The organism is Streptomyces yerevanensis, assembly GCF_000716805.1.
In the GTDB taxonomy this organism is placed as follows: Bacteria; Actinomycetota; Actinomycetes; order Streptomycetales; family Streptomycetaceae; genus Streptomyces; species Streptomyces flaveus.
The window spans coordinates 243,313-257,396 of the sequence record NZ_JNWJ01000005.1 but is presented as its reverse complement, the minus strand read 5'-3'; the positions used below and the strand labels follow the sequence as shown (position 1 = coordinate 257,396).

The window sequence follows — 14,084 nt, the reverse complement described above, 5'->3', positions numbered from 1 at the left end:
GTCAGTCGGGTGTCTCGGTCGAGTCGGCCGGCTCGGAACCGTCGGCCGGCGTGGACCGCTCGATGTCGTCGTCCGTCGCGGCCCAACTGGCCAGCAGGTTCAGAGCGTCCTGCGTGGGGGAGGCGGGCTCGGCGGTGTAGCTGAGGAGGAACTGGCTGGGGTCGCCGCCCACCGGGAAGGATTCGAACGGTAGGTCGAGGTCGCCGACGACGGGGTGGTGGAGGAGCTTCACGCCGGTGGTGTGCATGCGGACGTTGTGGGCGGCCCAGCGGTGACGGAACTCCTCGCTGCGGGTGGACAGTTCGCCGATCAGGTCGGTCAGCCGCCGGTCGTAGAGATCGCGGCCGGCCTCGGCGCGCAGCATGGCGACACAGTCGCCTGCGACCTGGTTCCAGTCGCGGAAGAACTCGGTCGCGTGCGGGTTGAGGAAGATGAATCTGGCGTTGTTGGGCGGGCGCACAGGGTCGGCGTAGACCGGGGAGAAGAGGGCACGCCCGAGGCGGTTGGCGGCCAGGATGTCCCCGCGTCCGTTGAGGACGAAGGCGGGTGTGCCGCTCATGGAGTCGAGGACGCGCTGTACCGCGGGCCGGATGCGCTGCTGGGCCGGCCGGCGGCGTGGCGGGCGGGTGGTGCCGGCGCCGCGCAGGAGGGCGATCAGGTGGATGCGTTCGGCTTCGTCGAGCTGCAGCGCCTGCGCGATGCCCTCGATGACACTCTCCGATACCCCGGTGGCGTTACCGCGCTCCAGGCGGGTGTAGTACTCGCTGGAGATGCCCGCGAGCAGGGCTACCTCCTCCCGGCGCAGCCCGGTGACCCGTCGGCGCTCTCCGCCGTACACGGGCAGTCCGGCCTGCTCGGGGGTGACCTTGGACCGTCGCGTGCCCAGGAACTCCCGGATCTCCGCGCGGAAATCATCACGAATATCGCGGTTGCTGCCGTTGGGGTCTTTTCTGCCTGCCATGCGTTTCACTCTACGAGCGCCGCCGCCGGGTTGGGGGTCCCTGTCAGTGACCCCCTCATCAGGGACTCCCACGCCGCCGTGACAGCCGGTTGTGTTGGTGGTGCACCGCCCCACGGCGGTGTGAATGGCCCGGATACGGCGGTGCTTGTGCCGCCGGTCTCCAGCCCCTTCGCGGCGCCGTCGGCGCCGTGATCACCGGAGTCAGAAGGACGATCATGCGTCGATACACCAGGCCGACCGCCGTAGTCACCGCGCTGGGAGCGCTCAGCCTCGCGGCCTTCGGAACGGGAGCCGCGGCCGACACGGCCGACCGCAACACCGGTTCCGGGTCGCCGTCTCGAGTCACGCCGGAATCCGTCTCCTGGAACCACGGGACCGCTCAGGTGAACAAGCGCATCATCGAGCGCTACACCAGCGAGTACCTGCCCGGTCGCAATCCCGCTCTGGCGAGCAAGTTCGTCAGCCCGGACATCGTCGTGCACTCCGGCGGCCAGACGTGGCAGGGCCGGGACACCTATCTCGGCATCGTCGCGGCGAACCTGAAGGCGTTCCCCGACCTCAAGTGGACGGTGCAGGACATGCGGGCCGAGGGCGACACCGTGGCCGTCCGTTACACCATGACCGGTACCCACGAAGGACCCTTCGCCGGGGTCGAGGCCACGGGCAAGGCGATTCGCTCGGAGAGCATGGCGTTCTACCGCCTGTCCCACGGCAAGATCGTCGAGGAGCGTGCCCAGCTCGACATGCTCGGCATCCTCCGGCAGATGGGCGCCATCCCCGCCGCGTAGCAGCGGAGCGCGGTACTGCACCCGCCCCCACTCCCCTCACGCCGAGGGCGGATGACCGGCCCTCGCCGCGCCCTCGGCACAGGGTTCGCCCCCGCCGGGCCCTGTGCCGCACATGCAGAGAACCAAAGAAACAGGACACCCTCATGGCATCGAAACTGACTGGCACGGTTGCTCTCGTCACCGGCGCGAGCAGCGGTATCGGCGAGGCCACCGCCCGCCAACTCGCCGAGCTCGGCGCCTCCGTGGCCCTGGTGGCCCGCCGCAAGGACCGTCTGGACGCACTCGCCGCCGAGATCGAGAAGGCCGGTGGCACCGCGCTGGTGGTGGAGGCCGACATCACCGACCGCACCCAGGCCGAGGCCGCCGTCGAGCAGACCGTCGATCACTTCGGACGGCTCGACACTCTCGTCAACAACGCCGGCCTGATGCTGCTGGGCCCCGTCGTCGGCGCGGACGCCGAGGAGTGGGAGCGCATGATCGCCGTCAACGTGCAGGGTCTGCTCTACACCACCCGCGCCGCCCTCCCGCACCTGCTGAAGGCCGCCGAGGACGGTCCACGCCGGGTCGCCGACATCGTCAACATCAGCTCCATCGCGGGCCGCGTGGCCTGGAACGGCTACGGCGTCTACAACCTCACCAAGTTCGGGGTGAACGGCTTCACCGAGTCCCTGCGCCAGGAAGTCACCCAGCGGCACGTCCGCGTCGGTGTCCTGGAGCCGGGCGGTGTGAACACCGAACTGGACTCGCACAACAAGCCCGAGATCCACGGCGAGATGATCCAGCCTTTCCTCGACACGACCGAGATCCTCGCACCCGAGGACATCGCCGACGGCGTCACCTACATGGTCACCCGGCCCCGCCACGCCTCCATCGCCGAACTGTGGATCATGCCCACCGACCAGGCCTGACGCCGTCCGGCCCGCCCGGCCCTTCTCCGCCCGCTCGGCCGCCGGGAGGGCACGACGCATCACCACCGCACACACCAGATGCCGGATGAACGGCGCCTGAAAGGAAACCCATGAGCAAGGTCATTCTCGTCACCGGTGCCGGACGCGGTCTGGGCACGGACATCGCCCGCGAGGCCCTCGCCGCCGGCCACCAGGTCGTCGCCACCGGCCGCCGCCCCGAAGAGGTCGAGAAGACCCTCGGCGGACCGCAGGACAACCTGCTGGTCACCAGGCTCGACGTCACCAGCCTGGACGACGCCGAGGCCGCCGCCCAGGCCGCCGTCGACCGCTTCGGCCGCATCGACGTCCTCATCAACAACGCCGGGAACCTGTTCACCGGCTACTTCGAGGAGATCTCGCCCGCGCAGATGCGCCGACAGTTCGAGACCAACCTCTTCGGCCCGATGAACGTCACCCGCGCCATCCTTCCCCACATGCGAGCACAGCGCGCCGGCCACGTCATCACCATCACCTCGACCGCCGGCCTGGTCGGCATGGAATTCACCTCCGCCTACGCCGCCTCCAAGTTCGCGGAAGAGGGCTGGATGGAGTCGCTGCGCCACGACGTCGAGCCGTACAACATCCACACCACCGTCGTGGAACCCGGCTACTTCCGCACCGAACTCCTCGTGGACGGCTCCACCATCTGGCCCGAGCTGTCCATCGACGACTACGCCCCGCGCACCGCCCCGCGGATCGAGGGCATGAAGAGCATGAACGGCAAGCAGCCCGGCGACCCCGCCAAGCTCGCCCGCGCCCTGCTCACCATCGCCGACCAGGACAAGCCCCTCCAGCGCTTCGTCGCCGGCGCGGACGCCATCGAGGCCGCCCAGGCCAAGGCGAAGGAACTCCTCGCCCAGGCCGAAGCCTCCCGCGAACTGGGCGACAGCCTCGCCTACGACGACACCCACGCCTGAGAGGGGCACCATGCCACTGAAAGGCGTGTACGAGCCGAGCGCGGCGCAGTTCGTACGTGACCAAGTGGAGCTGTACGAAAGCTCCGGCGGTACGCAGGGAACGACGCTGGGTTTCCTGGTCACCCGTGAAGAGGACGAGAAACTGGGGGACGTGCCCGTTGTCATCCTGACCACCCTGGGCGCGAAGAGCGGCAAGATCCGCAAGTCCCCGCTCATTCGGGTGGAGCACGACGGCTCCTACGCCGTGGTCGCCTCCGCGGGAGGAGCCCCCAAGCACCCGGTCTGGTACCACAACGCGGTGGCCGACCCCCGAGTCGAGCTCCAGGACGGCCCGGTGCGCCAGGACATGCTGGCACGCGAGGTGACCGGGGACGAGAAGGCCGTGTGGTGGGCCCGAGCCGTCGAGGCGTTCCCGCCCTACGCCGAGTACCAGAGGAACACGGACCGAGAGATTCCGGTCTTCGTTCTGAAGCCGGCGGCCCAGGAGCACTGACCCGGGCACAAACCGGTTCCGCGTTCCGATCCCCGTCGCCTGTCACTGGCAACACAGTCCTGGCCTACAGCGACCCCGTGCCTGAGCAATACACCCGGCATCGCACGGTCCGCCGACTGGTGGCGCTCCGCACTGATCGCGACCGCTGACCGGGCCTGAGGGCCGTTACGACAAGGAGTACCTGATGAAGCACGTATCCCTGGGCGGGCTTGATGTCTCGCGCATCGGCCTGGGAGCCATGACCATGGCCGGCACCTACACCACCGGCGGAGGCCTCGATGACGCCGAGTCGATCCGCACCATCCACCGGGCCCTGGATCTGGGGGTCACCCACATCGACACCGCCGAGATCTACGGCCCCTTCCACAGCGAGCACCTCGTCGGCAAGGCCCTCAAGGGCCGACGCGACGACATCGTCATCGCAACGAAGTTCGGCCTCGTGTCCCACGCCGGCGACGGCCCCGGCGTCATCGACAGCAGCCCCGCCAACGTGAAGACCGCCGCCGAAGGCTCACTCCTGCGGCTCGGTACCGACCACATCGACCTCTACTACCAGCACCGCGTCGACCCCAACACGCCCATCGAGGAAACGGTCGGCGCACTGGCGGAGCTGGTCGCCGAGGGCAAGGTGCGCCACATCGGGCTCTCCGAGGCCGGGCCCGAGACGATCCGCCGGGCACACGCCGTGCATCCGGTGGCCGCGCTGCAGACCGAATACTCCCTGTGGACCCGCGACGTCGAGGCCGAGATCCTCCCGCTGCTGCGGGAGTTGGGCATCGGATTCGTGCCCTACTCCCCGCTCGGACACGGCCTGCTGACCGGGCAGATCCGCACCGTCGACGACTTCACCGACGACGACTGGCGCAAGACCAATCCGCGCTTCACCGGCGAGAACTTCCAGCGCAACCTGCGCATCGTCGACGAGGTGCGGGCCATCGGCGCCGAGATCGGCGCTACCCCCGCACAGACCGCGCTGGCCTGGCTGCTGACCCGCGGCGACGACATCGCCCCCATCCCCGGCACCCGCCGGGTCTCGCGTGTCGAAGAAAACACCGCCGCCGACGGTGTGGAACTCACCGCCGCCCAGCTCGACCGCCTGAACAACCTCACACCGGCCGCCGGCGAACGCCACAACGAGGCCAACATGGCCAGCATCGACCGCTGACCGCTGTTCCCAGCTCAACCAGCGCTCCTGGACTTCGCGAAGGACTGACGCCCCGGCGAAGTTCCCTGACCCGTCACACCGACCAATCCGCGTCCATTCACCTTCTCCCTGATCACTGAAAAGGTTTCTCACCATGTCCAAGGTTCTCCTTGTCGTCGGCCACCCCGACCTGTCCCAGTCGAAGGCCAACGCCGCGCTCGTGGACGCCGTCCGCGATCTGACCCATGTCACCGTGCACGACCTCTACGCCACCTACCCCGACTTCCAGATCGACGTCGACGCCGAGCAGGCGCTGCTGGCCGACCACGATGTGATCGTCTTCCAGCACCCGGTGTTCTGGTACAACACCACCCCGCTGTTCAAGCAGTGGCAGGACAAGGTCTTCACCTTTGGCTGGGCCTTCACCATCGACGGCTCCGCCTCGCAGCTGGCCGGCAAGAAGGCCGTCGTCGCGGTCACGACCGGTGTCCCCGCCGATCACTACACCCCTGAAGGCTCGAACCAGGCCACCATCGAGACCCTCCTCAGCAACTGGCAAGCGACCCTGCGGCTGTGCCAGTTCGACATCCAGCAGCCCATGGTCAAGGTGTACGGCACCGCCTTCGGCCTCTCCGACGAGGACCTGGCCACCGCCGCCAAGCAGTACAGCGAACTGCTCGCCTCCTACGCCACCTGACCCGCTCTCACCACCGCGGCCGCTTGCCCTCAAGGTGACGCGGTGGTCCTGGGGCACACCAGTCTCCGGCCGCTCTTCGCCGTATCGGCGTCGAGCGGCCGGAGAGATGACCGCGCGACCGCAAGGTTCGCAACGCCGACCGGCTTGCCGAGACGGCCCTCCAGGTCTTGTGCGACCAGCGCACCAGCCTGGCCGGAGGGCAGCTGACTACTCAGCTGATAAACACTCGGAGCAGGCCATGTCCCGGTAAGAAGCCGCAGCTCAGCCGATCATGGAACGTGCGGGGCGAACAGGTCCCTCGCCGGGGCGATCTTCCCGTTGTACGCACATGGAGACAGGGCCTGTCAGTAGCTCGGGGATGCGAATCCGACCGAGCAGTGCCGGGAGGTCCTGGTGTCGGCAGATCGACCTGCTGGGCGAGGGCGTTGTCCCGGTCCTTCGCGGGAGTTCGCCTTTGACAACCGGGCCAGTAAGGCTGCCGACGTGGCCCGGATCCGCCGACTGGTTCTTCCAGGTGTCATCATCGTCAAGGGCTGGCCCGGAGTTGGCGGGGCAAAGACCATGCAGTTCGTTCGCCCCTCTGAGGTCTGGCGGATTGCAGCGTCGGCCTCGTACGACCAGCCCGGACAGCCGGTCTGCTGCGGCTTGTTGGCGCGGTGACGCAGCTGGCCGCGCCCCAGGTACCGAAGGCCACGCCACGCCGTTCAGCAGGAGTGGCGGCCGACAGCAGGGTGAGCGTCAGCGGCGTCACGATCGCGGGCGCCGAAGCCCTGCACCGCTCGGGCGGCGATCGGTTCGTTCGTATCCGGGTGAGCGGACCACGGCAGTGGCGGCGGTGGAAATGCCACGCCCGATACGAACAGCCCTCGGCGGCCGAAACGGTCGCCGAGAGCGACGCCGAACAGGGCTGCCTCGCAGGTAGGCGGGGAGTTGAGCTGTTGACATGGTCGGCGTCGGCGCGGCCGACTTCCCGGAAGACGAACGAACCCCAGTCGCCGCCCTGGGTGCCGTAGCGCTCGTAGCCGAGGCGGGCCATCAGCTGCGCCCAGGCGCCGGCCACCCGCGTGGGGTCCCGGCCGCGTTCGGTGACCGGGCCGGAGAACCCGTACCCGGGGATGGACGGGATGACCAGGTGGAAGGCGTCGGCAGGGTCGCCGCCGTGTGCACGCGGGTCGCTCAGGGGGTCGATCACGTGCAGGAATTCGATGACCCTCTTCTCCTGTACGGGAAGGCGTGTTCCGGGTACAGATCTCTACCCCCCACCCGAGCCGTCCCGAAGTGGCTTCCGCAGTACCGTGTCCGGCATGAGCAGGGACGCACACCTCAGCGAGCTGGGTGAATTCCTCAAGGCCCAGCGTGCAAAGCTGAGCCCCCGTGCAATGGGACTGCCCGAGAGCGGGGCACTGCGCCGGGTCCCGGGCCTGCGCCGGGAGGAAGTGGCGCAGCTGGCTGCGATCAGCACCGTGTACTACACCCGCCTGGAGCAGGGCCGCATTGAAGCCTCGACTCCGGTCCTGATGGCCCTGGCCCGGGCGCTGCGTCTGGACGACGACCAGCGCGACTACATGCTCGAACTGGCCGGGAAGGAAAACGCGCGGCCACGTCGGCACTCGGCGCAGAAGGTCCGGCCGTCGACGCGGCGGCTCCTCGACAATCTCACCGACACTCCCGCCATCGTTCTCGGCCGCTGCATGGACATTCTCGCCTGGAATCACCTTGCGGCTGCCTTGCTCGCGGACTTCTCCCAGATTCCGGAAGGGCAGCGCAATTCTGCGCGAATGCTCTTCACTGATCCGGCTATGAGGGATCTGTATGCGGACTGGGAAACCGTCGCGCGTACCGGCGTGGCATTTCTGAGGATGGAAGCAGCGGACAATCCGGATGATCCCAGCATGACCGCACTCGTCGAGGAGCTGTCTGAAAAGGATCCTCAGTTCCGGGAGTGGTGGGCCGCCCACCACGTGGCCCACCACGCCATGGGAACGAAGACTTTCCGTCATCCCGTGGCCGGCGACCTCACCCTCGACTGGGAGGCTCTCGCCTGCCCCACCGACCCCGACCAGCAGCTCGTCATCTTCACGGCGGAGCCTGGCACTTCCTCCCACGAGGGACTGCGTTTCCTCGCCTGCTGGCCCGCCACCCACCAGTCGAGAGCTGACGCCGCCGGCTGATCCTGGGCGTCATCCGGTCTGCGTCGTGTGGTGGGCAGGCCGGTCGTCACGCAGCTGTTCGTGTGGCCGATGGAGGAGCGCCCGGGGCGGGTGGGTGAATGGGGCCGGTGCCGCGGGTCAGGGGCAGGCCGGTGCCGCGGTGGGTGTGGGCGATGATCTCGGCAGTGATGGAGATGGCGGTTTCCTCGGAGGTGTGGGCGCCGAGGTCGAGCCCGATCGGGGAGTGCAGGTGCGCGAGCCGGTCCTCGAGTACGCCGGCTTCTCGCAACGCCTTCAGGCGGTGGTCGTGGGTGCGGCGGGAGCCCATGGCACCGACGTAGCCGACGGGGAGGTCGAGGGCCAGGCGCAGCAGGGGGATGTCGAACTTGGCGTCATGGGTCAGTACGCAGACCGCGGTGCGGGCATCCACCTCCGTGTGCTCCAGATAGCGATGTGGCCAGTCGACAACGACGTCGTCGGCGTGGGGGAAGCGGGTGGAGGTGGCGAAGACGGGGCGGGCATCGCACACCGTGACCCGGTAGCCGAGGAAATGACCGGCCTGGCTCAACGCACCCGCGAAGTCGACAGCGCCGAAGATCAGCATGCGGGGGCGGGGCGCGTGGGTGTGGACGAGGACCGAGAGCCTTTCGGGGCAGGTGTCGGCGTCCCCGCCGACCTCGATCCGGGAGGTGCGGCCCGCCCGGAGCAGCGCGCGGGCCTGGGCAGCCACCGCCCGGTCCTCGCCCGGGCTGCCGAGGGTTCCGTCGTACGCACTGCCGTCACCCAGCAGGGAGAGGGTGCGGCCGAGGAGGTCCTCGGGGCCGTCGATGATCTGGGCAAGGGCGGTGGGCCGGCCCTGGGTGACGGCTTCGAGGGCCGTGGTGAGATGGGGCTGGTCGGCGGGGTCGACGTGCTGGACGAGGACGTCGAGTTCGCCGCCGCAGGTCAGGCCGACGGCGAAGGCGTCATCGTCGGAGTAGCCGAACCGGGCCCGTGCGGGGGCGCCTCGGTCCGCCAGCACCTGTTGGCACAGTTCGTAGACGGCTCCCTCCACACAGCCGCCGGAGATGCTGCCGACCGCGTTGCCGTCGGTGTCGACGGCGAGTGCGGTGCCGACCGGCAGGGGCGCGCTGCCGTGGACGTCGACGATGGTGGCCAGGGCGAAGGGGCGGGCCGCGCGGCACCAGTCGTACAGCGTGTCCGCGATGTTCAGCATGGGGGTGGTCTCCGTGTGATCCGGGTGAGGCGTCGTGGGACGACGGTTGTTGGGAGGTGGGCCGCCGCCGTGTCGTCGAGGGGAGTGACACGGCGGCGGCCCTGGGGGTCCGGCGGCCGGGCATGGTCAGCCGCCGAACGGTCGGGTGAGCACCCCGGGCGGCCGTCTCACCACGAAACCGGCCGCCCGGGGGCTCGTCTCGGGCCTCAGCTCAGAGAAGTGCCTCGGCGGTGATGGGCAGTTCGCGGATACGGCGACCGGTGGCGTGGAAGACCGCGTTGGCGATCGCGGGTGCCACGCCGATGTAGACGATCTCGCCGAGTCCCTTGACGCCGATGGGGTCGGCCTCCAGGTCTTCGCCGTCGTTGAGGAAGATCCCCCGCAGGTCGGGGATGTCGGCGTTGACCGGGACCATGTAGTCGGCGAGGTTGGCGTTGACGATGCGGCCGTCTCGGTGGTCGGTGACCGTGTGCTCCAGGAGGGCCGCGCCGATGCCGCCGACCATCCCGCCCAGCGCCTGGCTGTCGGCGAGCTTGGGGCTGATGATGCGGCCCGCGTCGAAGACGCCGAGCATCCGCCGCACCCGAACCAGTCCGAGACGGGCGTCGACGGCGACCTCGGCGAAGATCGCACCGTAGGTGTACATCGAGTGCCGTGCTTCGCCGGGGGTCCAGGAGCCGAGGACTTCGAGGTGGGTGCGGTTGTTGCGGGTCAGCAGCTGCCGGTAGGTCTCCCCGCGTGCCGGATTGTCCGACACGTGCAGCCGTCCGGCGCGGACCACGACGTCGTCGGCATCGACGCCGTACAGCGGCGAGTCTCTGTCCTCGACGGCCAGCTTGATCGCCTGCTTGCGTACCTTGTCGCAGCCGTCCTGGACGGCGGAGCCGATGTTGATCATGGTCTGTGATCCGCCGTGGGGCGGTGCCTTCGGCATGGTGGAGTCGCCGAGCTGGAAGATCACCTTGCGCATCGTCAGGCCGAGGGCGTCCGCAGCGACCTGGGTCTGCGAGGTGTAGGTGCCCGGGCCCATGTCGCTGGTCGCGGACTGGATCAGGGCGGTGCCGTCGGCGTTCAGCCTGACCCGGGCCTCGGCCCCGCTCCGCACCACGTCGTAGGTGCCGACGGCCATGCCGGTACCGATCAGCCAGTCGCCGTCGCGAGTGGAGCGAGGCTTGGGGTCGCGCCGGTTCCAGCCGAACTCGCGGGCGCCGACGGTGTAACACTCGCGCAGTCGCCGGGTGGAGAACGGCAGCCCGCTGGACGGGTCCCCCTCCGGTTCGTTGCGCAGGCGCAGCTCGATGGGGTCGATGTCTAGCTTGTGGGCGAGTTCGTCCATCGCCGACTCGATGGCGAAGGCGGCGGTGGCGTAGCCGGGGCCGCGCATCCAGATCGGGGTGTTCACGTCCAGCGGCACCGTGCGGTGGTCCTGGCGGACGTGGGGCGCGTTGTAGACCATCTGCCCGACGTGCAGGACGCCTTCGATGAAGTTCTCGTACGTCGAGGTCTCGGACTTCAGGTGCTGGACCATGGCGCTCACCCGGCCGCGCCGGTCGCTGCCCAGGCGCACCCGGTACTCGTACGAGGGCCGGTAGCCCACCCCGAAGTACAGCTGCCTGCGGGACAGCACGAGCTTGACCGGGCGGCCGGTCTCGCGGGCGGCGACCGCCGCGGTGGCGATGTGGGGCCAGGCGCGAATGGCGTTGCCGAACCCGCCGCCGACGAACGGCGAGATGACGCGCACCGAGTCGTTCGGGATGCCGAACACGGCGGCGACGTCCTTCTGCGTGCCGATCGGCCACTGGGTCTTGTCCCACAGGGTGAGCCTGTCGCCGTCCCAGCGGGCGATGGTGGCGTGCGGTTCCATCGCGTTGTGATGGGCACGGGCCTGCTGATAGATCGCGTCCACCTGCACGGCGGCGGATTCGTACGCCTTGTCCGCGTCGCCCCGCGCGTAGTTCACGGGTTCACCGGCCGGTGCGGTGGCCATGTCGGTCGACGTCTTCTCGGCGTCGTAGCGGACCTTCACCAGGTGCGCGGCGTGCTCCGCGGCTTCCAGGGTGGTGGCCACCACGACGGCGACCGGCTGGCCGCGGAAGAGAACCTTGTCGTCCTGGAAGATCCGCAGCTGTTCGCTGTTCGGCCAGTCGTTCTCCGGGTTGCCGCGGTAGGCCAGCCTGGGCGCGTTGAGGTGGCTGATGACCTTGATGACGCCGGGCTGGGCGAGGGCGGCACGGGTGTCGATGCCGGTGATGCGCCCGCGACCGATGGTGCTGTCCACGATGACGGCGTGGACGACGCCCTTGATGTCGTGTTCGGCGGCGTACGTCGCCTTCCCCGTCACCTTCAGCCGGCCGTCCACCCGGGACAGCGGCGCTCCGACGGCTGCCTGCGGCTGCGGGCTCACTTGGTACCTCCCACGATGCGCAGTTGGCGCTCGACGGTGCGTTTGAGGAGTTCGGCCTTGAAACGGTTGTGCTCCAGCGGGCGGGCCCCGTCCGCCGCACGCTGTGCGGCCTCGGCCCACAGCGACTGCGAGGGCCGCTCGCCGATGAGGTGCTGCTCGACGGCGGGCAGCTTCCACGGCACGGTGCCGACGCCTCCGGCGGCGACCTTGGCCTCCCGGATCACCCCGCCGCGGATGTGCAGCGCGACGGCCGCCGAGGTCAGGGCGAACTCGTACGACTGTCGGTCGCGGACCTTCAGGTAGCCGGACTTGAGCGGGCGCGGAAGGGCGGGGATCTCCACGGCGGTGATCAACTCGCTCTTGCGGAGGGCCTGTTCGCGGTGCGGGGTACTGCCGGGCCGCAGCAGGAAGTCGGCGAACGGGATGCTGCGCTCGGTCCCGTCCGGGCCGAGCAGACGGACGCTCGCCTCCAGCGCGGCGAAGGCCACGGCGACGTCGGAAGGGTGGGTGGCCACGCAGGACTCGGAGGTGCCGAGGATTGCGTGGGTGCGGTTGAAGCCGCCCCGCGCCGCGCAACCCGAGCCGGGGTCGCGCTTGTTGCAGTCGGCGCTCACGTCACGGAAGTACGTGCAGCGGGTGCGCTGCATGATGTTGCCGCCGATGGTGGCCATGTTCCGCAGCTGGGCCGACGCGCTCAGCTCCAGCGCCTCGGAGATGACCGGGTAGAGGGTGCGGACCTTGGCATGTGCGGCGGCCTCGGCCATCCGCACCAACGCGCCGATGCGCAGGCCCCCGCGCTCGGTGACGGTGACCTCGCGCAGCGGCAGCGCGCTGATGTCGACCAGCGTCTCGGGGCGTTCGACGGTCTCGCGCATCAGGTCGACCAGCGTGGTGCCGCCGGCGATGTAACGCCCGCCGCGCCGCCCGGCGTTGAGTGCTTCGGCGGTGTCGGAGGCTTTGGTGAAGGAGAAGGGATACATGGGAGGCGGGTCTCATTTCCCGTGGGCGGTCTGCTCGACCGCGCGCACGATCTTCACGTAACAGCCGCAGCGGCAGATGTTGCCGCTCATCCACTCCCGGACCTCGTCCGCCGATCCGGTGTGGCCTTCCTGGATGCAGCCGACGCCGGACATGATCTGGCCCGGCGTGCAGTAGCCGCACTGGAAGGCGTCCTGCTCGATGAACGCCCGCTGCAGCGGGTGCAGTTCACCGTCCGTGCCTCCCGGGGCAAGCCCTTCGATCGTGGTGACCTCGGCGCCCTCCAGACGGACCGCCAGTGTCAGGCAGGAGTTGACGCGGCGGCCGTCGACCAGGACCGTGCAGGCGCCGCAGGCACCGGCGTTGCAGCCCTTCTTCGAGCCGGGCAGGTCCAGGTGCTCGCGCAACAGGTCCAGCAGCGAGGTCCGGTTGTCGATGGTGACGGTGTGGCGCTTCCCGTTGACGGTCAGCGAGACACGACCGCTCGGCGGTGCCTCGGCGGCAGCCCTCGTCTCGACGGCAAGCGCGGCCGGACCCGTCATCAGGCCGCCGGCCACGACGGTGCCACCGACCGCGGTGGTCGTCGCGATGAACGTGCGCCGGGACGGCGCGGAGGAGGGCTCGGCAGTGGGGCCAGTGGGGGGAGGAACAGCTGACTCGGTGAGTTCAGTGGACATGCGTACGCTTTCGGATCGGCGGAAGGTCGATGGCCTTATTCGTCGGCGTGCCCAGCCGCAGAATCCGCGTCGTCGTCATCGTCGGTGTGTATCCGGCCGAGTTGTCAGTTGCGATGGAGGACGCGGTGCGGGGCATCGGGGAATTCGCCCAGCTCGCTGAGAGCGTGGCTGGTCATGACCGTCAGCTTGCCATCACTTGGCAGTCTCGTGGGGGGTAGAGTTTTCTGTCTGGATGTCTGACGCCCGGGATGGAAAACTTCACCTTCTGCGGACACGCGCGACGGTGAAAATGTCGGAAGTGAGGTCAGTGCAGGACCGGGCCGGCGGAAGGTCTCCGCCGAGCAGGCCGGGTTCGTTTGCCGACTTCTCCACTATCTGTGCGTGGCTCGGCTCAATTCTGCTGCTCTGCTCTGCGCGCGCCGTTGAGCGTCATTCTTGAGTCGGCCCACTGCATTCCAACCCGCCGCATTTGAGGGGCATGGGGCGGGACACCCAGTAGACTGTCGTGAGTATGATCAACTCCCGATATCCGCTGGTACCCGTCGCGCCCAGCCACCCCGGCGAGGTGGCCATGCGATACCGCTACGTCGACGGGGCAGGCTCGGCTTGATCGGATCAGTGACGCAATCCTGGGTTGCATCAACCACGATGCCGTAAACGCGAACTGAGCAATCAGGTAGCCCGCCAACCTGGTGTACGTTCGGCCCCAAAT

Annotated in this window: 12 protein-coding genes and 1 pseudogene; 7 read left to right on the top strand and 6 right to left on the bottom strand. The window is 68.9% G+C overall.

Translation table 11 applies throughout. The features are described from left to right. Position 1: 1 nt before the first annotated feature. On the bottom strand, positions 2-961 hold the full coding sequence (locus OP79_RS07225) for a helix-turn-helix domain-containing protein (protein WP_051744459.1): 960 nt from the start codon (positions 959-961) through the stop codon (positions 2-4). Positions 962-1,176: 215 nt separating this feature from the next. On the opposite strand from OP79_RS07225, the gene OP79_RS07220 reads away from it, so the two are divergent. The 6 genes from OP79_RS07220 to OP79_RS07195 all read left to right on the top strand — a co-directional run bounded on the left by OP79_RS07220 (position 1,177) and on the right by OP79_RS07195 (position 5,947). Beyond that, a complete protein-coding gene (locus tag OP79_RS07220; RefSeq protein WP_051744458.1) occupies positions 1,177-1,749 on the top strand; it encodes an ester cyclase in 573 nt (190 codons plus the stop codon). A 143-nt stretch (positions 1,750-1,892) separates the two neighbouring features. Further along, a complete protein-coding gene (locus OP79_RS07215; protein WP_033319132.1) occupies positions 1,893-2,657 on the top strand; it encodes an SDR family NAD(P)-dependent oxidoreductase in 765 nt (254 codons plus the stop codon). Positions 2,658-2,767: 110 nt separating this feature from the next. Beyond that, complete coding sequence (locus OP79_RS07210) at positions 2,768-3,613, top strand: SDR family oxidoreductase (protein WP_033319131.1); 846 nt, start codon at positions 2,768-2,770, stop codon at positions 3,611-3,613. A 10-nt stretch (positions 3,614-3,623) separates the two neighbouring features. Next, positions 3,624-4,106: a nitroreductase family deazaflavin-dependent oxidoreductase gene (locus tag OP79_RS07205; RefSeq protein ID WP_033319130.1), complete on the top strand. Its 483-nt coding sequence runs from the start codon at positions 3,624-3,626 to the stop codon at positions 4,104-4,106. A 184-nt stretch (positions 4,107-4,290) separates the two neighbouring features. Then, positions 4,291-5,271 (top strand): aldo/keto reductase, encoded by a 981-nt coding sequence (locus tag OP79_RS07200; RefSeq protein ID WP_033319129.1) that lies wholly within the window; start codon positions 4,291-4,293, stop codon positions 5,269-5,271. Positions 5,272-5,404: 133 nt separating this feature from the next. Then, entirely contained in the window at positions 5,405-5,947 is a 543-nt protein-coding gene (locus OP79_RS07195; protein ID WP_033319128.1) for an NAD(P)H-dependent oxidoreductase, read from the top strand. Between the two features lie 946 nt (positions 5,948-6,893). Here the strand turns inward: OP79_RS07195 and OP79_RS56825 are convergent. Next, a pseudogene (locus OP79_RS56825) lies at positions 6,894-7,157 on the bottom strand (alpha/beta fold hydrolase); the annotation flags it as partial. Between the two features lie 94 nt (positions 7,158-7,251). Between OP79_RS56825 and OP79_RS07190 the strand changes: the two are divergent. Then, entirely contained in the window at positions 7,252-8,118 is an 867-nt protein-coding gene (locus tag OP79_RS07190) for a helix-turn-helix domain-containing protein (RefSeq protein WP_033319127.1), read from the top strand. Between the two features lie 46 nt (positions 8,119-8,164). Here OP79_RS07190 and OP79_RS07185 read toward each other — a convergent pair whose 3' ends face one another. The 4 genes from OP79_RS07185 to OP79_RS07170 form a co-directional block, all read right to left on the bottom strand. Further along, positions 8,165-9,313, bottom strand: coding sequence for an XdhC family protein (locus tag OP79_RS07185; protein ID WP_033319126.1), 1,149 nt, complete (start codon positions 9,311-9,313; stop codon positions 8,165-8,167). 211 nt (positions 9,314-9,524) lie between these two features. Continuing rightward, positions 9,525-11,717, bottom strand: coding sequence for a xanthine dehydrogenase family protein molybdopterin-binding subunit (locus tag OP79_RS07180; RefSeq protein WP_033319125.1), 2,193 nt, complete (start codon positions 11,715-11,717; stop codon positions 9,525-9,527). Continuing rightward, positions 11,714-12,697, bottom strand: a complete 984-nt coding sequence (locus OP79_RS07175) for an FAD binding domain-containing protein (RefSeq protein WP_033319124.1) — start codon at positions 12,695-12,697, stop codon at positions 11,714-11,716. Before OP79_RS07175 ends, OP79_RS07180 begins: the two co-directional genes overlap by 4 nt. A gap of 12 nt (positions 12,698-12,709) precedes the next feature. Then, complete coding sequence (locus OP79_RS07170) at positions 12,710-13,372, bottom strand: (2Fe-2S)-binding protein (protein WP_033319123.1); 663 nt, start codon at positions 13,370-13,372, stop codon at positions 12,710-12,712. Between the last annotated feature and the right edge of the window lie 712 nt (positions 13,373-14,084).